At 56.8% G+C, this 25,367-nt stretch carries 23 protein-coding genes; 12 read left to right on the top strand and 11 right to left on the bottom strand.

Going from position 1 to position 25,367, the window contains the following annotated elements; all coding sequences use genetic code 11:
- Positions 1-6 precede the first annotated feature (6 nt).
- A complete protein-coding gene (locus MHN28_RS17495; protein WP_239343861.1) occupies positions 7-900 on the top strand; it encodes a LysR family transcriptional regulator in 894 nt (297 codons plus the stop codon).
- Between the two features lie 19 nt (positions 901-919).
- On the opposite strand, the gene MHN28_RS17490 is transcribed toward MHN28_RS17495, so the two are convergent.
- The gene (locus MHN28_RS17490; RefSeq protein WP_239343860.1) at positions 920-1,807 is read right to left on the bottom strand and encodes a LysR family transcriptional regulator; all 888 of its coding nucleotides are present in this window, start codon (positions 1,805-1,807) and stop codon (positions 920-922) included.
- Positions 1,808-2,125: 318 nt separating this feature from the next.
- Here MHN28_RS17490 and MHN28_RS17485 point away from each other — a divergent pair, with 318 nt between their 5' ends.
- From MHN28_RS17485 to MHN28_RS17465, 5 genes are all read left to right on the top strand, one after another.
- Positions 2,126-3,154 carry a fatty acid desaturase gene (locus tag MHN28_RS17485; protein ID WP_239343859.1) on the top strand — a complete coding sequence of 343 codons (1,029 nt, stop codon included), beginning with the start codon at positions 2,126-2,128 and terminating at the stop codon, positions 3,152-3,154.
- A 1-nt stretch (position 3,155) separates the two neighbouring features.
- Entirely contained in the window at positions 3,156-4,004 is an 849-nt protein-coding gene (locus MHN28_RS17480) for a 3-methyl-2-oxobutanoate hydroxymethyltransferase (protein WP_239343858.1), read from the top strand.
- Entirely contained in the window at positions 4,001-5,302 is a 1,302-nt protein-coding gene (locus MHN28_RS17475) for a Xaa-Pro peptidase family protein (protein ID WP_239343857.1), read from the top strand. Before MHN28_RS17480 ends, MHN28_RS17475 begins: the two co-directional genes overlap by 4 nt.
- 4 nt (positions 5,303-5,306) lie before the next feature.
- Positions 5,307-5,618 (top strand): non-heme iron oxygenase ferredoxin subunit, encoded by a 312-nt coding sequence (locus MHN28_RS17470; protein WP_239343856.1) that lies wholly within the window; start codon positions 5,307-5,309, stop codon positions 5,616-5,618.
- 172 nt (positions 5,619-5,790) lie between these two features.
- The gene (locus MHN28_RS17465) at positions 5,791-6,300 is read left to right on the top strand and encodes a GNAT family N-acetyltransferase (protein WP_239343855.1); all 510 of its coding nucleotides are present in this window, start codon (positions 5,791-5,793) and stop codon (positions 6,298-6,300) included.
- A 168-nt stretch (positions 6,301-6,468) separates the two neighbouring features.
- Here the strand turns inward: MHN28_RS17465 and MHN28_RS17460 are convergent, their stop codons facing one another.
- The 4 genes from MHN28_RS17460 to MHN28_RS17445 form a co-directional block, all read right to left on the bottom strand.
- The gene (locus tag MHN28_RS17460; protein ID WP_239343854.1) at positions 6,469-6,912 is read right to left on the bottom strand and encodes a hypothetical protein; all 444 of its coding nucleotides are present in this window, start codon (positions 6,910-6,912) and stop codon (positions 6,469-6,471) included.
- A gap of 82 nt (positions 6,913-6,994) precedes the next feature.
- Positions 6,995-7,726, bottom strand: coding sequence for a helix-turn-helix transcriptional regulator (locus tag MHN28_RS17455; RefSeq protein ID WP_239343853.1), 732 nt, complete (start codon positions 7,724-7,726; stop codon positions 6,995-6,997).
- A 152-nt stretch (positions 7,727-7,878) separates the two neighbouring features.
- Positions 7,879-8,697 carry a DUF2189 domain-containing protein gene (locus tag MHN28_RS17450; RefSeq protein WP_239343852.1) on the bottom strand — a complete coding sequence of 273 codons (819 nt, stop codon included), beginning with the start codon at positions 8,695-8,697 and terminating at the stop codon, positions 7,879-7,881.
- Between the two features lie 351 nt (positions 8,698-9,048).
- The gene (locus MHN28_RS17445) at positions 9,049-9,501 is read right to left on the bottom strand and encodes a hypothetical protein (RefSeq protein ID WP_239343851.1); all 453 of its coding nucleotides are present in this window, start codon (positions 9,499-9,501) and stop codon (positions 9,049-9,051) included.
- A gap of 231 nt (positions 9,502-9,732) precedes the next feature.
- Between MHN28_RS17445 and MHN28_RS17440 the strand changes: the two genes are divergently transcribed.
- Positions 9,733-10,605, top strand: coding sequence for a LysR substrate-binding domain-containing protein (locus MHN28_RS17440; RefSeq protein WP_239343850.1), 873 nt, complete (start codon positions 9,733-9,735; stop codon positions 10,603-10,605).
- A 142-nt stretch (positions 10,606-10,747) separates the two neighbouring features.
- Here the strand turns inward: MHN28_RS17440 and uxaC are convergent, their stop codons facing one another.
- Genes uxaC through MHN28_RS17415 form a run of 5 tightly spaced genes read right to left on the bottom strand, consistent with a single transcriptional unit; the run spans position 10,748 to position 17,850 of the window.
- Positions 10,748-12,160, bottom strand: coding sequence for a glucuronate isomerase (gene uxaC / locus MHN28_RS17435; RefSeq protein ID WP_239343849.1), 1,413 nt, complete (start codon positions 12,158-12,160; stop codon positions 10,748-10,750).
- Positions 12,157-13,623 (bottom strand): mannitol dehydrogenase family protein, encoded by a 1,467-nt coding sequence (locus tag MHN28_RS17430; RefSeq protein WP_239343848.1) that lies wholly within the window; start codon positions 13,621-13,623, stop codon positions 12,157-12,159. Before MHN28_RS17430 ends, uxaC begins: the two co-directional genes overlap by 4 nt.
- Positions 13,620-16,007: a TIM-barrel domain-containing protein gene (locus MHN28_RS17425; RefSeq protein WP_239343847.1), complete on the bottom strand. Its 2,388-nt coding sequence runs from the start codon at positions 16,005-16,007 to the stop codon at positions 13,620-13,622. Before MHN28_RS17425 ends, MHN28_RS17430 begins: the two co-directional genes overlap by 4 nt.
- A gap of 9 nt (positions 16,008-16,016) precedes the next feature.
- Positions 16,017-17,318 carry a TRAP transporter large permease gene (locus tag MHN28_RS17420; RefSeq protein WP_239343846.1) on the bottom strand — a complete coding sequence of 434 codons (1,302 nt, stop codon included), beginning with the start codon at positions 17,316-17,318 and terminating at the stop codon, positions 16,017-16,019.
- A 7-nt stretch (positions 17,319-17,325) separates the two neighbouring features.
- Entirely contained in the window at positions 17,326-17,850 is a 525-nt protein-coding gene (locus MHN28_RS17415) for a TRAP transporter small permease (protein ID WP_239343845.1), read from the bottom strand.
- Positions 17,851-18,063: 213 nt separating this feature from the next.
- On the opposite strand from MHN28_RS17415, the gene MHN28_RS17410 reads away from it, so the two are divergent.
- The 5 genes from MHN28_RS17410 to MHN28_RS17390 all read left to right on the top strand — a co-directional run bounded on the left by MHN28_RS17410 (position 18,064) and on the right by MHN28_RS17390 (position 23,781).
- On the top strand, positions 18,064-19,044 hold the full coding sequence (locus MHN28_RS17410) for a TRAP transporter substrate-binding protein (RefSeq protein WP_239343844.1): 981 nt from the start codon (positions 18,064-18,066) through the stop codon (positions 19,042-19,044).
- A 15-nt stretch (positions 19,045-19,059) separates the two neighbouring features.
- Positions 19,060-20,865 (top strand): glycoside hydrolase family 2 protein, encoded by a 1,806-nt coding sequence (locus MHN28_RS17405; RefSeq protein ID WP_239343843.1) that lies wholly within the window; start codon positions 19,060-19,062, stop codon positions 20,863-20,865.
- Positions 20,862-21,596, top strand: coding sequence for an FCD domain-containing protein (locus MHN28_RS17400; RefSeq protein WP_239343842.1), 735 nt, complete (start codon positions 20,862-20,864; stop codon positions 21,594-21,596). Before MHN28_RS17405 ends, MHN28_RS17400 begins: the two co-directional genes overlap by 4 nt.
- An 11-nt stretch (positions 21,597-21,607) precedes the next feature.
- The gene (uxuA, locus tag MHN28_RS17395; RefSeq protein WP_239343841.1) at positions 21,608-22,780 is read left to right on the top strand and encodes a mannonate dehydratase; all 1,173 of its coding nucleotides are present in this window, start codon (positions 21,608-21,610) and stop codon (positions 22,778-22,780) included.
- A gap of 74 nt (positions 22,781-22,854) precedes the next feature.
- Positions 22,855-23,781, top strand: a complete 927-nt coding sequence (locus MHN28_RS17390) for a sugar kinase (RefSeq protein ID WP_239343840.1) — start codon at positions 22,855-22,857, stop codon at positions 23,779-23,781.
- A gap of 185 nt (positions 23,782-23,966) precedes the next feature.
- Here MHN28_RS17390 and MHN28_RS17385 read toward each other — a convergent pair whose 3' ends face one another.
- A complete protein-coding gene (locus MHN28_RS17385; protein ID WP_239343839.1) occupies positions 23,967-25,103 on the bottom strand; it encodes a Hint domain-containing protein in 1,137 nt (378 codons plus the stop codon).
- Positions 25,104-25,367 lie beyond the last annotated feature (264 nt).

Genomic DNA, 25,367 nt, shown 5'->3' with positions numbered 1-25,367 from the left:
TACCCGTTGAAACTGCTCAGAAATACTCTGTTAGAGACATTCGTGACCGTGGTCGAATGCGGCGGATTTACCGACGCGCAATACGCGTTGGGCATAACCCAATCGGCAATCAGCATCCGAATCCGCGACCTTGAAGCCGCGCTGGGCTACCGGATCTGTGAACGTGGTCGCGGCGGATTCCGCCTGACTGAGCGGGGTGAGATCGCCTATCGCAAAGCCGGTGACATCCTGCGCAGCGCCCGTGACTTTGATGCAGAACTGCTGGAACTGCGCGACACCATAACCGGTGATCTGCGTATCGGACTCGTCGATGCAGTCAACACGCTGGCGGATCTCAAGCTTGCAAAGTCGCTTAAGCGATTTCTGGACCGGCCCAACGAAGTTCGACTGGAAATCGTGGTAGCCTCACCAACCGAACTTACCCAACGCCTGATCACCGGCGACCTGCACGTCGCTATTGCGCCGTTCCGAAACAAGGTAGCTGATCTGGTCTACACCGAACTGTGTCACGAAGTGCACCACTTGTACTGTGGCCGCGATCACCCGCTTTTCAAATTACCCAACGATCAGATCGATCTCGACGTTATCTCGGGCTATGAAATGTGCCAAAGAAACTACGACATGCTGGTTTCGCCTGAACTTCAGGCCAGGCATCCAAAGGCCGTTGTGGCCAACATGGAAGCAATGGCGACAATGATCGAAACCGGGCACTATCTGGGCATGTTGCCGGTTCACTTCGTCGAAAACTGGGCGCGCCGCGACAAGCTGCGAGAGCTTGCACCCAACATGTTGAACTGGACGTCGACATTCTATCTCGCAACCCGAGCGACGCGGGCGCATCGCCGGGCGGTAGAGCTGTTTGTGCAGGACATTTGTAGTTCCGAACCGGAAACCGCGTAACTGAAACCCAGATTCGCGGCTAAAGCGCCGTCAGTTCAGCTTCCTCTCGCAGCCAAGTGAGAAAGGCTTCGCGTGCAGGTGTCAGTGAATGGGGCGAAGGAGGCAGAAGATAGTACCCTTCGACAAGGTCCGCTGAATCCGCAAACGGGCGGGTAAGCTGTCCTTTTGCCAACAGGTCAGACACCAGAGTGTCATGGGCCATAGTAATTCCGGCATTGTTCAGTGCCGCATTGATGGCAATGACGTATGTCGAAGTCAGATTAACCTGTCCTGATCTTTCGAAGGCAATCCCACTGGCCTGACACCAAGACTCCCAAGTACCTGTGGTACCGGCACAGTCAAACAAAACCGCTGTTTCCAGATCGATTTCTCCGCCTTGATATTCGGGTGCACAAACCGGAAAAAAGCGATCTGCCGTCAACCTTTCAGCCGGCTCGGACATCTCATCGGGGCGACCAAACCTAATTTCCAACGCGGCTTGCGAAGCATGTCGTTCCGGGTCCCAAATCGGCGTTATGATATCGAGTACCAGCCAGGGGTGCCGGGCGTACAGCCGATGCAGGCGCGGAGTAAGCCAAAATACCGAGAAAGCCATGTTGCATTGTACGCGGACGATTTCACCCTCACGCGATCCGGTAAACGCGCGCGTGCTGTTGGCTATCAGTGCAAAGGCCTCACGTATGCCGGGCAGATAGTTCGCCCCATCCTCGGTCAACTCCAACATCCGGGTTTTGCGGACGAACAGATCCCGACCAAGAAACGCCTCAAGGCTGCGCACATGTTGGCTGACTGCCGATTGCGTCAGGTTCAGCTCGGTCGCAGCACGCGTGAAACTCAGATGGCGCGCGCTTTCGTCGAATGCACGCAGCCAGGTCAGAGGGGGCAAGCCCGATGTCGGATTGATCATGCACGATACCTCCATTAATTTTCTTAATGGGATAACCCAAGATTCATCATTTGTCATCGAAGCAGATCGTAAGGCATCTCTTTTTCAGCTCGGGAGGAGATGCAAATTGCCACAAACTGCGCGTTCCAAAAGCCAAACAATTCGGTCGGAAGGAAATGATTTGGTCCCCGTTTTGGAACGAACAGAGCGGTTGAATGGGATGAGGCCGACGAGAAAACCGCGCGAGAATTCAATGCCAACCGGATCGAACTGACGTCCAATTGGCTGAGCTGAAGGCCGTTCCCGATCACAAAACCGACGACTATGCGAGCTGAGACCATGCCAGACTATGTCCCGACGAATGCTGCTTCTTCCGGTGTGAAACTGGATAAGAAGACACTGAAATCCATCGCGGCCCGATCCGATCGCCCGGGTTTGGTCTATTTGGCCAAATGGGTCTGTGCCCTGTGCCTGACCAGCACACTGGTTTGGCTAAGCCTTAATACTTTGTGGTTGTGGCCAGCGATGTTTGTGCATGGCGTCGTGCTGACGGTGCCCGCCTATTCTTTCAGCCATGAAACCGCCCATGGCACGGCCTTTCGCACACGCTGGCTGAACGAAGCTGCGCTGTGGATCACGTCACTTCTGTACATGGAAGAGCCGCTGCATCGACGTTACACCCACACCAACCACCACACGCATACTTGGCACGTGGGCAAGGACAGCCAGATGCCCTTTGACACGCCCATGGGTTTCGGCGGTTGGCTGACCGAGATCACAGGCTTTGGTCTGTTGCGCTTTCACATGCAAGTATTCTGGCATCTGGCGATCGGTCACTACACCGACACCATGAAAATGGTGACACCCGAAAACGAGTTCGCGAAGATGACCCGTAACGCGCGGATCATGCTGGCGATCTATGCGCTGATTGCCCTTGCGCCCTTTGCCGGCATCTGGTGGCCTGTCTGGCTCATCGTGATCCCGCGCATCATGGGCGCGCCGGTCATGCTGTTGTTTACCTTGATCCAGCATGTCGAGCTGCAGGAGAACTCGCCTTCAATCCTGGACAGCACCCGCTCGTTCCGCGGGCATTGGCTGGCGAACTTCCTGTACATGAACATGAACAACCATGTCGAACACCACCTGTATCCGCAGGTGCCGTTCCACGCCCTGCCCGATCTGGCAAAGGCCGTTCATGATCAGGTGCCAAAGCCTGACCCTGGGTTCCTGCGCACCAATTGGGAAGTTTTTGTCATCACGTTGCGGCGCACGCTGGGTCTGTCGACCAAGGCCCATTCGATCCGGCAAGCTCCCCACATGGTCACCAGCGGCGGGCCGGTGGAACGAATTGCAGAAAGGACGATGTGATATGAAGCGCATCTATGATTTTAGCCGCAATCCGGCGGTCCGTAACTATACGGTGGCCGACCTGAAGGCGCTCAAGGGATCAGGCAAAAAGCTGTCGATGGCCAACCCTGCCGACAACGACCAAATCCGCGCCTGTGTCGAGGCCGGGATCGACCTGTTCGTTGTCGGCTCCAACCAGATCGAAGACATCCGCAGGCTGGCACCGGCGCATTTCACCGGAGTGGGCTCGACCTGGGCGCAATTTGGTTCGGATGACGAGATTGTCGCGGATGCCTTTGACGCGATGCGACGCGGCGCCGACATGTACTATACGTTGCGATCCTTTGACGTGATGGAGCGTATGGCCCGTGAAGGTATTCCAGTGCAAAGCCATATCGGGCTGATCCCCACGTTCAGCCACCATTGCGGTGGGTTGCGCGCTTTTGGCCGCAAGGCCGACGAAGCGATGGCGATATGGACCACGCTGAAGCAAATGGAAGATGTCGGCGTTTTTGCGGTTGAAGCTGAGTGCATCGCCGAAGAAGTTCTGGAAGCCGTAAACCACAAGACCTCGGTCGTCACATTCTCGTTGGGGTCGGGGATGGCAGGGGATGCCATATTCTCGTTTCTGGCCGATATCTGCGGCGAGGCCAGCGAAGAGGAAAAGCCGCCGAAACACGCTCATGCCTTTGGACAGGTTGGCCGGTTGCACAAACAAATTCACGACGAACGTGTCGCCGCCCTGGGTGAGTTCCACCGCGAAGTCGCTGCGGGCAACTTCCCCTACCCGCAGACCAATATCTCAATGAATGCAGGCGAGCGGGAAAAGTTCCTCGAAGCCCTCGACAAATGGACGCCGACGCACCAATGAACGACGCAACCGACTATAGCCGGGCCTTTGCCGCCAAGCCCCAGCCGTTGACGCTTGAACAGGCAGCATGGATCACCCCACCGATGCAGGCTGTTGATACCGAAGGGATGATCGACGTACCGCGAATGCGCCGGTATCGCCAAAACCGGCTGCGTGAACAAATCCGGGCGCAGGGCCTCGACGCGATCATTCTGGTCGAGCCGCTGTCGATCCGTTATGCGACAGGCGTGCGCAACTGCACCTTGTTCCAGATGCATATTCAGGCAGGATACTTGTTCATGCCTGCTGAAGGCCCGGTGGTTTATTTCGACTCGGAACCCGGGCGAAATACCGGCAGCACGCTGGAAACCATCGACGAAACCCGGGACGACCTGCTGCCGCTGTCCTATATGTTCGCCGGTCCGCGTCATGATGAATGGACGCGGAAGTGGGCCGATCAGATGGACGACCTGATCCAACAGTATTGCGGGCAAGGTGCCAGGAAGATCGCAATTGAACGCGCCGGGTTCCATGCCGAGCAAGCCTTGGTGGAAAAGGGACATTTGGTATCGGATGTCGCGCCGGTGCTGGCCCATGCCCGCAAGATAAAATCCCCCGAAGAAGTCCTTGCCATGAACCTGACGATCGCAGTGGCCGAGGATGGCATGACCCGCATGCGCGACAACCTGCGCAACGGCGTGATGGAGCAAGAGCTATGGGCACATATGTGGTCGGCCCTGATCGAGGGCGGCGGCGAATGGCTGGACTATCGCCTGCTGGCCTCAGGCGAACGGACGAACCCGTGGCAGCAAGAGGCCTCATCCCGCATGATCCGCGCTGGTGATCTGGTCGTTTTCGACTGCGGCATGGTCGGGCCGTTCAGCTATGGCGCCGACATCTCGCGCGCGTTCCGCTGCGGGCCTGGACGGCCATCTGACTATCAGAAAAGCCTGTATACCATGGCCCATACCGAGGTAATGGAGAACACAAAGCTGGTTAAAAACGGGGCCGCGTTTTCCGAAATTGCCCTCAGCCGCCATTTGCCACCAAGGGGCTTTGGCGACCAGCCCTACCCTTGCATGATGCACGGATTGGGTATGGCGGACGAATGGCCCGTAATCCTGCATTCTCCGGATCACCCGGAATTCTATGATGGCCAGCTAGAGCCCGGAATGGTGATTTGCGTCGAAAGCTACATCGGCGAGATCGGTGGCGTCGAGGGTGTCAAACTGGAAGACATGGTGCTGGTCACGGAAAGCGGCCCGATCACCCTGTCGCGATATCCCTTTGAAGAAGAACTGATGACAAAAGAGGTCTAGGCACATGAGCAACTGGATACAGGCGTGCAGCACGGATGACATCGACGAAGAAGACCTGATCCGCTGGAACCACGGCGATCAGACCTACGCAATCTACAACACGGAGAAGGGGTTTTTTGCCACTGACGGCCACTGCACCCATGAGGAGCAGCACTTGGAAGACGGACTGGTCATTGACTGTGTCATCGAATGCCCTCTGCACGGGGGCCGGTTTGACATTTGCACAGGCAAGGCCCTATCGGCGCCGTGCACCGAAGATCTGCGGACCTATCCGGTCAAGATTGAAGGCGGTCAGGTTTTTGTTCAACTCGGCTAGGCATTCAATCAAGTCGGGTCAATCAGTTCAGTTTCGGAACGCGTCTGGGCGTTCCGGAAGCAAAAAACGCTGAGCCTTCACAAACTTAATACCCAGGTTGATGCGAGACGATCAAATAACCGACTGAGTACTTTTGCATTGACCTTTGCCAGCACGCTGACATCTATCGGCCATGACCATACGCAAGCCGACGGTTTCAGATGCATCCAGCATTGCCGCGATCTCGATTGAGGTGTGGATCGGCACCTATATCAAACGCGGTGTGAATGCCACATTTGCCGACTACGCGTTAAAGGAATTTACCCGGTCCAAAATAGAAAATCTCATCCGCGATCCTGACCAACTCATCCTTGTTTCCGAAAACGACGAAGGGATTGACGGCTTCATTCGGGTGTCTTCCGCGAGCAACGCACCAGTGCCCGGTTGTTCAGAGCTGGAAATCTCAACCTTCTACGTCCAACCGCGTCATCATGGGAAAGGTATCGGCAGACGCTTGTTAGCCGCCGCGCTCCAATATTGTCGTCAGGAAGACGCCAAGTCGGTTTGGCTTGCCACCAACGCAGAGAACCATCCAGCTATTGCCTTCTACCTTGCGCAGGGATTTGAGTACTTTGGAGAAACCCAATTCTTTATCGATGGCCAGGGATACCTGAACAACGTGTACTCATTGCAACTCGCATAGCTTTCGACATCAGAGGCAATGTCAACTTCGCCCCATTGAACGCATGCACAGCTATTAAAGTCCCTCCTGATGCCGGTGGACCAGTCAGCTTTCAGACCACCAGTAGAGAAACCGGGGCATAGACCCTCGCTACTCACAACGGTGCAGCGAATGCCCGTTCTACACTTGCTATCGATGCTCTACAGGCACCCAATCCTCGGCATCGTTGTTCCAGAACCTGTTGGGATTGTCTTCGTCCACACCCCGGGTATCAAGGGTTCGCACGCATGGCTCCACAAAGATCACTGGCTCTTCATAGGGGTGCGATGAATAGATGTTTCTGAGGATCTGGATGGCTTGGCCGTCGTCGCAGGCCAGAAAGAACGACAACTCACTACAGGACACCTCGACCGCCTTTGGGGTTGCTGCGTTGCGTCCACTCCCCAATGATCTGAATTGCTGGATACCCGGCGCGGTCCGATAGGTGACGCTGTCATAGTCGCCATACTTCAATGCGTCATCGACCAGAACCGCGTCCACGATCCTTTGCACGTGTGTGACAGGCACCTGTACGGTAATCCGCAGACCATTTTCTGGAACGAACCTGTCGTTATCGAGCTTGGGCATTGTCATGGTTATCTCCAACATTTTGCCTGCAAGGATAGCTCGTATCGGTGATGCTGGGGAAAAGGACGGTTCGTTGTCGGTCGAACGGTCAGGTGCAATCGGTGCCGTCCACTGTTTTTTTGGTCAGTCCAAACCAGCGTTCAAGCGCATCATACCCGTCGACAGTGACGGTCAGGGCTCGGCTTCCAGTCCTGCGCTGCAACCACTTCACGGCCAATGCCTTTTGCATGAACGCCGTGGCCAACGGCCCGGAAATGTGGTGCCGCCGCTCTGTCCAATCCAGGCAGAGCTTTGCAGGAGGTTTTCCAGAAGAAACAGGCGGGACTTCGATCCCGATATCGTCAACAAAGGCTTGATAGCGTGAGCCGAACGTCATGGCATTTTCGCGAAGGGTCAGCACGTCAAGGGCAACAAGACGCTCTGACATCAACACACCAAGCCGGCCTGCAATATGATTGTAGCAACTGCGCGCCCGTTGCGTGTCTGTTGCGATCTGCCCTGGTCGGGACAGGTGGTCGGTGGGCGATAGCGTTGCCAGCCGTTCCAATACCTCGGCAACATCGGCACTCGCAACACGATGATAAACGTGCCGCCCGCTGCGCAGCGAGGATGTCAGACCGGCCAGTTCGAGTTGCTTGAGATGCACACTCGCCGTTTGTGGGCTGACGTTTGCCGCGCAGGCCAGCTCTTTGTTGGTGAATGCGCGCCCGTCCATCAGTTCGCACAGGATGCGGGATCGGCTGGGATCGGCGAGCGCCGCCCCGATGATGTCCAGTCTGGGTTCGATTGCCATGCAAACAGAGTAATGCAGATCAGGCATGCGGCCAGTAAGAACCATTCGATGACGAACGAAGTGAGCTGCAAAGAAGTCGCAGATCAAACGCTCGCAATGATCCGCACGTAATTCGTTAGCGGATCACGACGCAACATAAAAGCGCTATACGTAGCTGCTGCGGGTGATGGTTGGACGGATTACGCCTCGGCTGGTGGCACGGCTCTCTGATAGAGATGCCATGTGGTATGGCCAAGTATCGGTAGGGTGAAGATCAAGCCCAGAAACGCTGGAACCATCGACAACAGCATGGTGACCGAAATGATCGCCGCCCAGCCGAGCATGACCACCGGGTTTTCCGTGACGACGCGAATGGACGTTAACATGGCGGATACGAAGTTGGTTTCCCGGTCGAGCAGCATGGGCATGGCGACAACGGTCACCGAGAACAGGACGGCCGACAGAAATGCGCCGACGCAGGTGCCAACAGCAAGGAATGTCCAACCCTGCGGTGTGAACAACACGGTGTTCAGGAAACCGTCAAAGTCCGAGAAAGATGCATTCTGCAGGATGATCGCCAGCCACAGCCGAATCTGGTAAATCCACACCCAGAAAATGAACAGCGTGACAAAGGCCATCCACCCCATTTCGCGTTTTCGCTGATTGGCCATGACGGTTAAGATTTCAGACCAGCCGAAACTCTCTCCCTTCTGCAATCTGCGGGACATTTCATAAAGCCCTGCGGCGGCGAAAGGTGCGACCAAAGGAAAGCCGACAACGGCGGGAACGATCATCCAGATCTTGCCGAGCCAGATCAGGCTCCAAACAAACAGGAGTCCGAAAACCGCATAGAACAGGCCGAAAAAGCCGCTCATGAAGGGGCGAGCCAGAAAGTCAGAAAACCCGGCCTTCAGCGACGCGGTAATATCATCTGCAGTCACCTTGTTGACCTTGGGTACAGCCCCCTGCTGCGATGTTAGATTTTCCGGTGGTGTGGATCCTGTGGTCTTGGATGTCATAACATACTCCTCCAAAAGCATGACACCGAGCTGGTCCGCTTGTTAACAGACCCAGCAGTGAAACTGACATCCCTCCTCCGCTTACAAGTTTGCAACAGGTAAGGCTTAAGGGCAAGGAGAGAGTATGGCAGCAAAATCCGCCTTCGCTCCATTCACCACCAGCCGCATGCGCGAAACCTTCAAAGACCAAAATGGACCAATTTGGGTTGAACAAGCCAGCCCGTGCAGGCCTCAGAAAATACCTAAAGTGCCCTAGCCAAACCGACGCGATACCGTCGAGGATAGGCAGAATTGGATTGGAGCACAGCGCTTTTAAGATACTTGATGCGGTCCGGTAAACTCACTTGAGCATCAGTTGCCCACACCAGTCTTTTTGCGGTTCCACCAACGATTGGGATTAGAGCTGTGCGGGTCATAACTGGCGCGACTGGCCCAACAGTCTTTGATGAAGATAAGCGGCTCTTCGTAATGGTGAACGTCACGTATCACATCCAGGACACATTCTAGCGTTTCAGGGTTTTGTCGAATTGAAATGATGATCAGGGCGCATGGGAAAGTCTGCACTTTGTTTGCGGCCCCCAGATGCACGGCACTGGTCGAGTTTTCTTCAGGCAGGTAGGTTTCACTGCCGATGGCACTCACAAAGGCGTTGCGCTTGTACCGGCCGTAGATCAGCGGGTCGACCTCCATCACCTTGTCGATAATCTTGTCTACATCTTCCGGCGCCGCCTGAATTTCGATCTGCCAGACACGTTCGACTGTGCCTGTTCGTGTTTTGAGGTTGCTGATGTCGGTGCTTTCCATGTCGATCCTCTGATTTCTTCCGTGTTTTGACCTCGCGTTGGACCTGATGGTGAGCGCCAATCGCGCCCTGCGGCTGAGTTGGACAATGGCGCTACACGTGTTGCCACGAAGATCGATTGAGCGAATAAACTAAGCATTTCGTGACCCTCCTACAGTGACCGTAGTTTCAGGATCGTAATTTCGGAAACGAATTATATTGCTAACCGTGATGAGTTATGAAAATCATGGATCATGAAGCGCGATCTCGAAATTGACCTGCTGCGATCCTTCGTCTCTGTCGCTAAACACCGTAATTTTACCCACGCGGCACAGGCTATTGGGCGCACACAATCGGCGGTTAGCCTTCAGATCAAAAGACTCGAAAACATCGTTGAGAAACGCCTTTTTGAACGTAACCGCCAGTCCGTTACCATCACCCAAACCGGCGAAGCATTGCTGGTTTACGCAAACCGAATTCTTGCGGCAAATGATGAGGCATTGTCGCATCTCAAGCGCCCGGAAGCCGAAGGACTGGTCAGGATCGGGGCTCCTGATGACTATGCAACTTTCCTGCTGCCTCCTCTTCTGTCCGCCTTAAGAAAAGAACACCCTCGGTTGCAGTTCGAAGTGACATGCGACAATGCCAGCGACCTGCTACCATTGATGAAACAGGGACACCTTGATGTGGTTGTCGCCACACACCGTCCAGATTCAGTTGGCGGGCAGGTTGCACGACATGAACCGCTTCATTGGGTCGCCTCATCCGATTTTGTGGACGATCCTGATGAACCGCTCTCACTTGTGTTGTTCCCGGCAGGTTGTGTTTGCAGAGAAATCGCTTTGGACGCATTGAAACGCATCGACCGCCCGTGGCGTATTGCGTACTCCACCCGCAGTATAGGATTGATGGAAAACGCCCTTCAGGACGGTGCTGCGGTGTCCGTGATGGAGGCGTCGGTCATACCCTCCGGCCTCAGGATCATAGACGGACAAGCAGGGTTTCCGCCATTGCCTGAGGTCGTAATTTCCGTTCATCAGTCAGTTTCATGCGAGGCGCATATGGCTCTCGTGGCTGACTTTCTTGTAGAAAAATTGGCAAGGGTTGCTCTGCGATCCGCCTCCTGACAGAAGTTTGAGGACAGTGTTCGAGGTAGAGCGGATGACGGCTTTTATCCTACCAGTCTGCGGCCTTCCATGGAAGCCTGATCAGCAGAGCGTGCCCGACGACACCTAACTGCCTTCGATTCAATTGGGGTGGAAACCTTTGCTACCGGGATGCGTCCATAAACCACGAGTGTGCATTATCGTGGCAGACCCGCCGGACCAAACTCGTTGTCAGTTGAAGGTCATCCGGAATATGCCCCTCTGACATCCATCGACCAATCATGCGACAAAGCAGCCGTCTGAAGTATTCGTGCCGCGGGAAGGACAGAAAGGACCGGGAATCCGTCAGCATACCCAAAAAGCAGGAAAGCAGCCCCATCTGAGCGAGCTGTGTCATTTGCCGTTCCATCCCGTCAAGCTGGTCATTGAACCACCAAGCGGTGCCCGCCTGCACCTTTCCAGGTACGCTGCCATCCTGAAAGTTCCCTGCCGTGGTCACAATGACTTCGTTGCGGGAAGGGTCGAGCCCGTACAGGATCGTTCTCGGCAACCCACCGCTTTGCTGGATCGCGTCCAGCAGGGCGTTGAGTGGCGTCGCTATTGGCGCGTCCGAAATCGAGTCGCATCCGATATCCGGGCCAAGTTCGCCATAAAGCCGGGAATTGCTGTTGCGCAGCGCACCGATGTGGAATTGCATGACCAGATCACGTGCCGCATAAGCGCGACCCAACTGGATGAGGACTGCGCCCTGAAAGTCGGCGGCATCTTGCAGGGTTACAATCGCACCATTGCGCGCACGGTCAAGCAATTGATCAAGTTCGCCAGCCGGTCGGACCACAAACGAGGCAAGCGTATCAAGCCCGTGATCACTCGCTTTGCAGCCGTTGGCCACAAAGTGGTCCAGTCTTTGTAACAGCGCTTCGATCAACGTGTCGAAACCGGTCACCTCGACGCCGGAGATGTCCGAAAGTCGCTCGATATAGGCCCCGAAACCGTTGTTGGCGATTTTGAAGGCTGCATCCGGGCGGAAACTGGGAGCGACGGCAAAGCCCATATCGGCGTCCTGTGACAAGGCCCGATGCGCAGCAAGGTCGTCACAGGGATCATCGGTGGTACCCACAAAGCGCACGTTCAATTGCCTCAGAAGGCCTCGGGCCGAATGACTCGGTTGGGCCAGCTTTTCGTTGGCGGCCTCCCAGACTTCATCGGCAGTCTTGGGCCCGAACACGCCGCCCCAGTCAAAATAGCGGCGCAGTTCCAGATGGCTCCAGTGATACAGCGGATTGCCGATGCAATGCGGCATGGTTTCAGCGAAAGCCAGGAATTTGTCTCGAAACCCCGCCGCGCCGGTGATGCGGTCTTCGTCGATTCCGTTCCAGCGCATGGCGCGCCATTTATAGTGATCGCCCTCTAGCCAGATTTCTCCAATGGAAGACCATGAGCGATCTTCCAGAATAGCCCGCGGATCAAGGTGATTATGATAATCGATGATGGGCAGTCTCGCGGCCGTGTCGTGGTATAGACGTTCAGCCTGAGGCGTATCGAGCAGGAAGTTTTCGCCAAGAAATCCCGTCATGTCCCGCCTTCCCCTTGTGTAAGGCTTTCCAATATCGCACCGCGCGCACCCATGGCCTCAACCCGACTGTAAGCGCGCAAGATCGCCGCGCGAAAACCCGATTGCTCCGCAAGCGTCGGCGGGAACACTTGATCAAGGTCCAACAGAGACTCGACGTACTGTACCCCATCCCCAGCACTTGCAAGCCTCGCAAAATCTCCGGCCATCGGGTCCTGAACCGGTACTGCGACACCATTCTCATCCACACCCCGGATGTAGCGCATCCAGGCCGCAACTGCCAAAGCCGTCAGTGGCCAGTCTCGGCCTTGTTCGAGATTGTCCGCACAGGACGAAAGCAACCGCTGCGGTAGTTTTTGGCTGCCGTCCATGGCGATCTGAGTGGTCTTGTGGTGCAGTCTGGAGTTGCTGAACCGGTTGATCAACTGGCTGGCATACCCGGCAAGATCGACTGTATCAGGCATCGACAGGGTCGGCGCCTGTTCGGTCAGCATCAAACGATATGCGGCATCTCGAAATACGTCATCCGCCATGCAGTCGGCGATGGTTGCATGTCCGTGCAAGGCCCCCAGATAGGCCAGCGCAGAATGTGCGCCATTCAGCATACGCAGTTTCATTTCCTCGTAGGGTGCCACATCCCGCACCAGCTCGGCCCCCGCCGCCGCCCAATCCGGACAGCCGTTGGCAATGTCATCTTCGATCACCCATTGCCGAAACGGCTCGCAAAGAATGCCATTGGGATCGTCACGACCCAAAACCTCGTGCAACGTCGCGCGGGCATCATCATCCAGCGCAGGCACGATCCGGTCGACCATGGTTGATGGGAAACGGCAGTTTGCGGCAATCCACTCCGCCAACTCCCGATCACGTGCGTGGGCCAGGCCGAGCACTGCATTTCTGCACATGTTGCCATTTGCCGGCAGGTTGTCACAGCTCAGCACCGTCAAACCGCCCTGCCTTGCGACACGGCGTCGGCGCAGTCCTTCTACAATTGTTCCGATTGCGGTTTTAGGTGTCGTCTGCGCCGCCAGATCACACTGGATCTGGGGGTGTTTCAGATCAAGCGTGTCTCCGGCCAGGCAATAACCCTTTTCCGTAACCGTCAGCGAAATGATACGCAGGTCAGCAGCAGCAATCAGGTCGGGGATTGCATCAGGGCCGTCGCGTCGCGGATGCAGCGTCTGGGTAACGCACGCAACGCGGCGGGCCATCAGCCCCGCGTCGTCGGTTTCCGCCACTGTGTAGAAACGCCCTGCGGTATCCAGTTCGGACAGAAGTGCCTCGCCGGAATTCAGCCGCGCCACGGCGACGCCCCAATCTCCGCCCGTTACCTCATTGGCTAGATCTGTATGGAGGATCGGATGTGCTCGTGCGAACGCTCCGAACCCTAAATGCAATATACGCGTTTTCAACGCCTGGCGGTCGTATGCGGGTTGCACCAAAATTTGACTACTCCGTGCCGTCACCGGATACCCTCCTCAGCGCCATTGTAGGGATGCGTCTGGCCCGAGGCACAGGGCTGGCCACGGACCAGCAGCGGCTCTGCATCGATACTTCTTACCTCGACCTCGTCAAAGCCGGGCACGTAGTCACCAGTCAGGGCCCAGTCCAGCGCTGGCAGATCGCCGCCACTCGCCAGCGAGACGGTGGCCAGGCAGTGATTGCCGGACAGCGCATCCTGCGCCACGCCATCATCATCATAAATCCTCGAGGTCATCGTGCCCCCGGCACCCCGCGCCGGGCAGACCAGCAGCACTCGCGATCCTTCCCGGTCGGGCGTGGCGCGCACGGTATTCTCGGACAGAGGCACAACCGCACCGCCGCGAACAAATACCGGGATGCTGCCCGGCGTCACCGGCAGGTCCAGCGTCTGACCGCCAGCATGCCACGCCCCACTGTCAAACTGCCACCACCCTCCGGGCCAGTCGGGCAGATAGACCCGTCGGGTCGCAGCGCCCCTTTCGATCACCGATGCGATAAGAAGGTCTGGCCCCAGCAGAAATTCAAACTGCGCCTCGCGGCAGCCGGGATCATAGGGAAAATCCAAAAACAGGGGCCGCAGGATAGGCTCGTACTCGGTCACGGCACGATACAGCTGGGTATATAAGTAAGGCAATAACCGATAGCGCAGCCGAATGGCGTCGCGCACCAGATCGGTCATCTCGGGGTACATCCATGGCTCGTTGACGCTGCCGTCATCGTTCCAGGAATGGATGGTGAAGCGCGGGTGAAAAATACCGTTCTGGACCCAGCGCAGGAACAGTTCCGGCTCGGGTTTCGGTCCGGCAAATCCGCCGACATCGTGGCCAATATTGTAAAATCCCGACAAGCTCAGCCCCAACCCCATCGGGATGTTCCAGCGCAGCGTATTCCAGTCGGTGCGGTTGTCGCCGGTCCAGGTCTGGGCATAGCGTTGCGTGCCGGGTGCGGCACAGCGCGAGATCAGATAGGGGCGCTTGTCGGGGGCATGGGCCAGTTGCGCCTCATGCGATGCGCGCGTCATCAGCAGGCTCATCAGAGGCCGGATTTGGCCAATCTCGACAGGCTTCCCGAACCCTGCGGCGGGCGCGGCGTCATCCCAAACCTCGTATTCGTTGTTGTCGTTCCAGGTGTTTCCGATGCCCTGCTCCAGCAACGTCGTCGTGACCTTATCCTGCCACCAGCGAACAGTGTCAGTATTGGTGAAATCCAGATGGCTGCCCTGCCCATCCCAAAAGGCCGAGATCTCGGGCCGCCCGGTCTCGCTGTCATTCACAAACAGGCCCTGTTCTACAGCTTCCGCGTATTTGGGGTGATCATCCAGCATGACCGGTTTGATATTGGCGATCAGTTCGACACCCTCGGCACGGAACTCATCCGCGAGGCCCGCCATGTCGGGGAACTTGTCAGTGTTCCAGTTGAAGACATAGCGCTTTCCTTCGATCGAAGTATAGCCGGACGACATCTGAAAACTGTCGCAGGGGATATCCTCAATACGCAGACGTTCAAGAAACCCGCGCATCTGGTGCTGCGCGTCCGGCGCATCTGTATAGGCCATCGAGGACGCCGAATACCCCAGCCCCCAACGTGGCATAAAGGCGGCGCCGCCGGTCAACCAAGCCTGCCGCCTGACGACATCACGTAGATCTGGCGCCCAGCTCAGGTAAACGTCCAGATCCCCATCTGCGGCCCGCCAGCTACGGTAGGCGGCGTGATAGTTGTCCAGCTCCATGCCCAGATCAAACCAACTCGTCGACAGGTTGTCATAAAACAATCCCATCGCGCCTGCGCAGGGCCGTTCGGTGATCGTGAACGGGATATGCTTGTAAAGCGGATCGGTGGTGCGAGCGTCATACCCCATCGCGTCCAGATTACGCATTTCATAGCGCCGTCCGCCACGTTCAAGCGGCCCAGCCTTTTCCCCCAACCCGAAATAGCGTTCACCCGGGACACGGTGCATGAAATGGGCGATACGGTTGTCCCGCCGCCCCAGCATATAGGCCCCGGTGGTGCGATCTTCGGCCAAAGGCTGCCACGGCGTATCCCGATCTGCCCGGCATTCCCACCGCAATGCCAAGGGCGACATAACCGTCACCCGCAGATGGTCCGTTTCCAACAGCACGCCATCGACCAGAACCTCTGGGCATGCAAACCCGCTCAGATCATCGCGCGCGCGCCCTTGCCACGGAACGTCGCCTTTGGGTGCAACGGACCAGCTGCGATCCAGCCGCCAAGTGCCATCCCGCAGCAGTCGGACCCTCACCAGATCGTGGTCCAGCGCCTCAATGCGCAGAAGGTGGTTGCCCTCGACCCTGAGCGAAAACCCGTTGGGGCCTTGCCCTTCAAACTGCCAGTCGCGCAGGGTTTTCATAGCAACCCCTCAATATCCCAGCAAAAGCTTTGGCAGGAACAGGCTGAGCGACGGGACGTATGTGACGACCAGAAGCAAGCCCACAAGCACTGCATAGAATGGCAGCATCGGCTTGATCACCTGCCCGATCTTCACATCGCCCACAGAACAGCCGACAAACAGCGCCGACCCCACCGGCGGCGTACAGATACCGATGCAGAGGTTGAAGGTCATGACGACACCAAAATGCACCGGGTCCATCCCCAGATCACTGACCACCGGCAAAAAGATCGGAGTGAAAATCAACAGCGCCGGCGTCATATCCATGAACGTCCCAACCACCAGCAAGGCAACGTTGATGATCAACAGCAGCACCAGAGGGTTTTCCGACAAGCCAAGCAACGCATCCGAGATCGAATAGGGAATATCGGCAAAGGCCATCGCCTTGGACATGGCAATCGAACAGCCGATCATCAGCAACACGATCGAAGTTGTCACCGCACTTTCCAGAATGATCCCCGGCAAGTCGCGCAAAGATATCTCGCGATACCAGATCAGTGCCAGAAACAACGTGTAGACCACGGCAACCGCTGAGGCTTCGGTGGCAGTAAAGACACCCCCCACAATCCCGCCCATGACGATAAAGATTAGGCCCAGCGGCAACATTGCATTCAGTGCTTTTTCAGCCATTTCCCGCAGGGGCGGACGTTCTGCAACCGGATACCCCCGCCGTTTGGCAATGACACCAGCCACAAGCATCAGGCAAACGCCCATGAGAATGCCGGGAATGTAACCCGCAACGAACAGGGCGGCGACCGACGTACCGTTGGTGATCAGCGAATAGACGATGAAGGTGGAACTGGGCGGGATCAACAGACCCGTCGGGCAGGAGGCGACATTGACCGCTGCCGAGTAAGCAGGATCATATCCTTCTTTCCGCTGCAGCGGCGACATAACCCCACCCACAGCCGCCGCCGAGGCCACCGCCGAGCCCGAGATCGAGCCGAACATCATGTTGGCGATCACATTGCAATGGGCCAGCGAACCAGGCAGCCGCCCGCCCAGAACCTTAGCAAACTCGATCAGTCGCAGGGCAATACCACCCCGGTTCATGATATTGCCTGCCAGAATGAAAAACGGGATTGCCAGCAGCGTAAAACTGTCCAACCCCGAGGCGACTTGCTGCGCCACGATATAAACCGACTGATCGAAGGACATGAACAGAAGAAACGTGGCAAGCGCGGACAGGCCAATCGAAAAGGCGATCGGGACGCCCAGCACCATAAGTATCGCGAATGTTCCGAAAAGCGTGGCGACTGACTGAATATCCATGATCGCCTCAGCTCAACGGTCCGCCGGGGGTGGCCGGACAGGATCGTTCATTCGGCCCCTGCCCGGTTCGGATCAGGTCCAGCAGAAATCCGCCCGTATAGAACAGAATGCCCGCCCCTGCGACCGGGATTGCTACATAGACAGCACCCATCGGCAATCTCAGCGCCGGCGACACCTGCCCGGTTTCCAGCGTGCGCGAGACCAGGCTGGCCCCGCCATAGATCATCACCACCGCAGCAAACAGCGCCACGGCCAGGATAATTGCTGCATTCACCAGAAAACGCAGTCGGCCGTGGGTTATGTTGGGCAGAAGATCGATGGCCAAGTGCCGCCGCTGCCCCAGCGTATAGGCTCCACCCAACAGTGCCACCCAGATGAACAGAAACCGGGCCATTTCGTCCGTCACCGTGCTGGGCGTGCCCAGCACGTAGCGCGAGAACACTTGCCAGATCACACAGGCGACCAATACCGCAAACGCAACGATAATAATGGCGCGCAAGACGGTGTCCACCAATGCCGTCATTTGCTTCATCTCAGCCCTCCTCTGTACCGGTTGTGGTGCCGACCATACCCGGTTTCCGCCTTTGCTCATGCCCGAATTTTACAAATTGGTCAACCAATATGGGAAAATTGGTTGATTTATTATCCGAATTGGTCCATCAAATAGCCAGATGCGGATCTGCGGGCGGGTTCGCAATCACACATGTTGGCCCCGGCCATGCGTCCGCGCATATGGGAGGTATCAATGTCGAAATTCACTGCACTGGCCGCGACGGCGGCGATAAGTGTCCTGGCGCTTTCGTCCACTGTGGACGCAAAAACCCTTCGCCTGAACCACAACAACCCGGAAGATCACCCGCTGCACAAATCCATGGAATTCATGGCGGACCGTGTGGACGAGCTGACCGATGGTGACCTGAAGATCCGGATTTTTGCCAACGCGCAGCTTGGCACTCAGCGCGAATCGATGGAGCTGATGCAGAATGGTTCGCTGGATATGGCGCGTTCCAACGCCAGCGAATTGGAAGCGTTCGAAGAATCCTATGGCGCTCTGAACCTGCCCTATATCTTCACCAGCGATGACCACTATTTCGACGTGCTTAGCAGCGATATTGGCGACGATATTCTGGCCGCTTCCGCAGAAAATGGCTTTATCGGTCTGACATACTATGTCGAAGGCGCGCGGTCGTTCTACGCGAACAAGGAAATCAACTCACCCGCCGATCTGGAAGGCATGAAGATCCGCGTGCAACCCAGCCCCTCGGCCATCCGCATGGTCGAGCTTTTGGGCGGCAACCCGACCCCGATCGCCTGGGGCGAGCTCTACAGCGCCTTGCAGCAGGGCGTGGTGGACGGGGCCGAAAACAACCCGATGGCCCTGACCAGCGCACGGCATGGCGAGGTCTCGAAGGTCTATTCCAATGACGGCCACACGATGATCCCCTCGGTGGTGATGATCTCGACCCAAAGCTGGGATGACCTGACGCCGGAACAGCAGGACGCCCTGCGTACGGCCGCCAAAGAGTCGATGGTCTTCCATCGCGATCAGTGGAACGAGATGAGCAACGCTGCTGTCGAACAGGCAAAAAGTGAACTGGGTGTGACATTCATCGAGGTCGAAAAAGGTCCGTTCATCGAAGCGGTTTTGCCTATGCATGAAGAGGCCGCATCGAAGTCGCCCGTCGTTGCCGATCTGATCGAGCGCATCAAGGCCAAAGCGAACTAAGCTGGACAAGACCCGATGCTCGAACGCTCAGACATGGCGGATAACGCGCTGCAGGCCCTGCATGACGAGGAGTATGACCTCCCGTTCAATAAGCAGAACCTGAACGCCGACACGCTGCTGTTTACAGGCGGGCGGGCATCGCGGTCGCTGGACGGCGACTGGCATTTCTGCGTCGATCTGCTGGACACCGGACTGCGCCAGAAGTGGTTCGCGATGCAGCCGGCATCCCCGGAAGACCGCACCGAACCCTGGGACTATGACCCCTATGACGGTGACACAGCGCCTGTGCCCTCGAATTGGGCGATGCTGAAAGAAAAGTGGTATTTTTTCGAAGGCAGCGCCTGGTACACGCGTCCGCTGGATATGTCCCGAGTGGAACCGGACAAGCGCTATTTCCTGCGGATCGGGGCGGCGGCTTATGATTGCAAATTGTTTCTGAACGGTGAATTCCTCGGCAACCATTACGGTGCATCGACACCGTTTTGTGTCGAACTGACCAACCAACTGCGTGCAGGCCGCAATTGGCTGATGGCCTGCGTGAACAACACCCGCACCCGCGACCGAGTGCCCATGCGCAACACGGATTGGTTCAACTACGGCGGGATTTATCGCGAAGTCGCATTGTTTGAGACGCCACGCACCGCAATCCAACGGTTCGCTCTGCATCTTGTGCCGGATGGCACCTATTCAAAACTGAGGGTCGAGATCGAAAGCACCGGCCCGGATGCAGGTCCTGCCCAAATCGACATACCCGAGCTTGGTGTTTCTCAGCAGGTCCCAATAACCGATTGCAAGGGCAGTTCTCTTATCGATGCGCGACCGGATCTGTGGTCGCCGGAGGTGCCGAAACTCTATGATGTGCGCGTCACGCTGGGCGCCGACACTGTCACTGACCGCGTAGGCTTTCGCCAGATCGAGCGGCGTGGAACCGACATCCTGCTGAATGGCGCACCGATTTTCCTGCGCGGTATTTCAGTGCACGAGGATGACGCGGCACTCGGCAAGGTTACCAATGACGCTGACCTGCGCCGCCGGTTCGCACACGCACAGGAGTTGGGCTGCAACTTTCTGCGCCTTGCCCACTATCCCCACCATGAACGCGCGGCCGAACTGGCCGATGAGTTGGGGTTTTTGCTTTGGGAAGAAATCCCGGTCTATTGGGCCATTGACTTCACCAATCCCTCTACGTACCGCGACGCAGAAAACCAGCTGCGCGAGCTGATCCTGCGGGATCGCAACCGCGCCTCGGTGATCATCTGGTCCGTCGGGAACGAAAACCCCGACACCGATGCCCGGCTCGACTTTATGCGCCGACTGGCACACACTGCCAAAGATCTCGACCCGACCCGCCTGACATCGGCCGCGTGTCTCGTCAATCACAGCCTGAACCGGATCGAGGACAGATTGGCCGACCACATCGACGTGATCGGCCTGAACGAGTATTACGGTTGGTATGAAGAAGACTTTGACGACCTCGCCCGTATCGGTGCCAATTCGGCCCCTGGCAAGCCAGTGGTGATCTCGGAAACCGGCGCAGATGGGGTGATTGGCCCGAAAGGCCCCAAAACCGGCCTTTTCAGCGAGGACTACATGGCAGAGGTTTATCGCCGCCAAATCAAAACGCTGCGTGAACTAGACTATATCAAAGGCATGTCTCCGTGGATTCTTTATGATTTCCGGGTCGAACGGCGACAGAACAAGTTCCAGAACGGCTATAACCACAAAGGCCTGATCGCCGCTGACAAGGCCACCAAGAAAGAGGCTTTTCACATTCTGGCAGACTTTTACTCTCAGCTTGCGCAGACGGAGGCGACGCTATGACTGATGCCCCCAAACGCCCCTATCAGCAGGTCGCCGCATCACTCGTCGAACGAATTGCGCGCGAAGGCTATAAGCCCGGCGACAAATTCCCGACCGAACGCCAGATATCGACCGAGATGGGCATAAGCCGATCACTTGTGCGCGAAGCCTTCATCATGCTGGAAATCGAAGGCTATTTGGACGTCCGCAAGGGGTCAGGCAGCTATGTAATGGAACGCACGCCGCGCGAAATCGAAAGCACACAGGCTGATTTCGGACCATTCGAGCTGTTACAAGCGCGGCAGCTGCTCGAAAGCAGCGTAGCCTCCTTTGCCGCGACCACCGTGACCAAGGCGGATATCCTTCGTTTGCGCGAAACCCTGGAGCTGGAACGCCGGTCGATCGAAGGCGGTGAAGTCGACTATAGCGCCGACTGGCAGTTTCATCTGCAGATCGCCGAGGCTACACAGAATTCTGTGCTGGTCGATCAGATTGACGATCTGTGGCGCAAGCGCCAGGCCAGCCCAATGTGGGCCCAGTTGCACGACCGGATTTTTGATCTGGGTTATCGCAGCAAATGGCTGGATGATCACGCGGCCATCCTCGATGCGTTGCGCCATCGTAATGCAGATGGTGCTCGTCACGCTATGTGGCAGCATCTTGAAAACGTCCGGCTGACACTGCTGGAACTCTCCGATGTCGACGATCCGGATTTCGACGGCTATCTCTATTCAACCGTAAAGTCAGGTTAAGGGGGGCACGCATGCTGGAAAGCTGGCGCTGGTTCGGGCCGACGGACCCTGTTCCCTTAAGCTATGTCAGGCAGGCTGGTGCGACGGGTGTGGTGACTGCGCTGCACGAAATCCCCAACGGTGCCGAATGGCCCGAGGATGCCATTGCCCGCCGTCGCGACATGATCCGAGAAGCCGGTCTTGACTGGATTGTGGTCGAGAGCATTCCGGTTCACGAGGACATCAAATGCGGAGCACCCGGCTGGGAACGTTACGCGCATATCTGGGCCGAAAACCTTCGGCGGCTGGCTCGGCAGGGCATACGCAATGTCTGCTATAACTTCATGCCGGTGCTGGACTGGACCCGAACCGAACTGAACTATCCCATGCCCGACGGTGCGCTGGCCCTGCGCTTTGACTTTACGGCATATGCCGCCTTTGACTTGTTCATTCTGCAGCGCGAAAACGCAGATCGGGATTACGCGCCGGATGATCTGGAACTGGCCGAGCACTGGTTTGCGCAGTCGGACTCAGCGCAGCAGGAACGGCTGACCAGAACCATAATCGCCGGACTACCCGGATCAGAAGAGAGCTATACGCTCGACACATTGCGCGCCCGCATCGCAGCCTATGGCGACATGGATCACGCGGGTTCGCGCGCCCGGCTTGGGGCATTCCTGGACATCGTCCTGCCCATAGCCGAAGAAGAAGGCGTCCGGCTTTCGATCCATCCAGATGATCCGCCCCGCGATCTTTTTGGCCTGCCACGCATCGTTTCCACCAAGGACGACTTGGATTGGATCATAGCGCATAACCCGTCACCTGCGAACGGAGTAACCCTGTGCGCCGGTTCGCTGGGTGTCCGCGCCGACAATGACATGTTGGAAATAATCGAGAGCTTTGGGGAAAGGATTCACTTTGCCCATCTCCGTACCGTGAAGCGCGAGGCCGACCCCCGCAGCTTTCACGAGGATTGCCATCTGGCGGGTGACACCGACCTTGTTGCGATCATCCGGGCTCTGTTGGCGCTCGAGCGGCGGACGGGCAGGCAAATTCCCATGCGCCCCGACCATGGGCACCAAATTCTGCACGATCAGGAACACCAGTCCACACCCGGCTATCCGGCGATCGGGCGTCTGCGCGGCCTCGCGGAATTGCGGGGTGCCGCCGCCGCTTTGAAGGGGCTCGATACCACCGGAACTTGACTGCTGACATCAATGGGGAACGGATCGCACAACACGCGTTTGTCCAGACCACTTCCACTTTCGAGGAAACTTCTATGCCCCTGCCAAAGCGTCCGCTTCACCGCATTGCCTGCCTGGGCGAAGTGATGATCGAACTGATTGCCGGGCCGGATAATACAGCGTCCTTGGGTGTTGCCGGAGATACATACAATACTGCCGTTTATCTGTCGCGATGCCTGCGAGACAGTGCACATGAAATCTCGTATGTCACCGCATTGGGAAGCGACCCCTATTCAGACCGCATCGTTTCAGAAATGCGATCTCATGGTATCGACGCGAGTTTTGTCGAACGGCGTGAAAATCAGATGCCAGGCCTTTATGCGATAGAAACCGATGCTGAGGGCGAGCGCAGCTTTCACTACTGGCGGTCTGCTGCGGCTGCTCGTAGTCTTTTCCAAAGCCCGTGCAAGGTGACACTGGAGAGCCTGCACCGATTCGATCTTGTTAATTTGTCTGGGATCTCGATGGCAATTTTGCCTCAAACCGTTCGGGATCAGATCATCGGATGGGTGGACGTATTCCGCGAAAACGGGGGCACGATTGCCTACGACAGCAACTATCGCCCGCGCTTATGGGAGTCGGTCCACGCTGCGCGTCAGATCAATGATGCAATGTGGGCGCGTGCGGATATCGCGCTGCCATCTGCAGATGATGAAATGTCATTATATGGCGAGGCCAGCGCTGAGGAGGTGGTAAATCGGCTCCGAACCGCCGGTGTCACGCGCGGCGCTTTGAAACAGGGCGCCGATGGACCGATGGACCTGTTTTCCGGCGACACTCTGTTTCAGACTGAGCCAGTTGCAAAAGTTGTGGACAGTACCGCCGCCGGAGACAGTTTCAACGCAGGATACCTTGCCGCGCTTGCGAGGGGCGAGAGCAGTCTTGAGGCCGTGCGCGCGGGACACGAACTGGCGGCGCAGGTTATTCAACACCCCGGTGCCATAGTTACCGAAATCACCTGAAAGCCCGTTCAAACACGGAGGGCGACCGTTCTCGACCCAAGTGTTCAGACCTGCGCGCGCCACAAACGTCGGGTGCCGCCGCCAAATCATGGGGTGGCTTCGCTGAATCGCCGGGTGCGCCTTCCCGCAATCTTTGGACAAGAATTGCTGTCCCAGCGCCTGATGTCGTGCCGAGTGGATTGAAATCAAACAGAGAGGTTCGACCCTTCGAACCCGTCGAGCAGAGGTTTTCGGTTGGCCTGATGGCGCTGAATGAGCTTTCGCATAAGCTTGCCCTTTTCCGGAATATACCGCGCGGAATGCGCTTGAAACTGGGGATCGCAGCATTCCGGAAACAAATCTTTGATCTCTTGCTGAGCCTCGGTTGAAACCGACTTAAGCGCTTCGGGACCGGTAAAAAGGCTTTCTGTCGGTGTGCCATTGGACCAAATGATTTCGTGTGTGTCGAACAAGAGATGGAAATACACGACACCCTCGGGCGCGTCCTGCATGACATCAACGCCCTCCAACGAAAGAAGTTTGTTCGCTGGGATCAAGACATCTTTACAGTCAAACATACGCATGGCGATCGCCGAAGACACGAGGATGCGGTGCTGAGGCGAAACAATCAGGTCCTGGTTGGGGTAACCCTCCCCTAACGTGTTCGCACGGATCAGGATCGGCTTTAACCTTGGTTGAGCGTCAAGCTCAGCGCTGCTCAGGCCCCGCGAGCCGATCCAACGAATTGGTTTGTAGCCGTTGTCATAGGTTAGCACTTGATCTGAAACCTGCAGATCCTCGACCCGCACCAGCCCCTGCAGTGTTTCGATCAATGTTCCCGATGCGAAGCACAGCACATCCACAAACTTGCCCATGGCATTTGTCGGACCGGTTTCTGACTGGTCCAATAAGATGGTGTTTGAACCGTTGTCGTTCCAGGCGGCTGCTATCGCTGCGGTATTTACCGTTAACCCGTTGAAAAGCTCCAGCGGTTCCAGCGGTCCATTATTCGTCTTCACACCATACAACGCGATAGTTCCGTCTGGATTTATCTCCAGGCGGACAACGGGTTGCATATTCGTATTCCCTAGCCGCCAGACTTCGGGTGTATCAAACTCATACCTGTCACCATCCGCGAACCGGACCGTTTGACCACTTGTTCCGGGTACCTGGAACTGAAGTTCATTCGCAGCCCCCGCGGGACCGCCAACAAACAATTGAACTCCGTTGATTTGAAGGTTGAAGCTATTGTCCAACTTATCAAAATTGATAACGAGACCACCCCCGGGGCTCGTATCGATGAACTCAACGGGATCACCGTCTGCGATGCTGAAGTCTGCCATTTAGTTCCCGATCATTCCTGAAATTCGCGCCATTGCCAGAACACGCACGCTTGTCACACCTGACAGTGTACTGACCCATTTCGTAGCATTGGGAAAGGGTTGCGTTGCGTTTTCTTGGACTTTTAGTTGATGAAAATTAAGGTCCAAAGCTTTGTTTTCAATTAATAGCTTACTTCCGAGCTCCAGCATGATCGCATTGAAAACCCGTCAATCCCCAATGATGCGTTTCGTTCCCAGGAAACTACAGCCCGCAGTTGGCGATCA

Source organism: Ruegeria sp. Ofav3-42 (genome assembly GCF_022347725.1).
Lineage (GTDB): Bacteria > Pseudomonadota > Alphaproteobacteria > Rhodobacterales > Rhodobacteraceae > Ruegeria.
The sequence above is the reverse complement of the archived record's forward strand: the minus strand, read 5'-3'. Positions and strand labels throughout refer to the sequence as shown.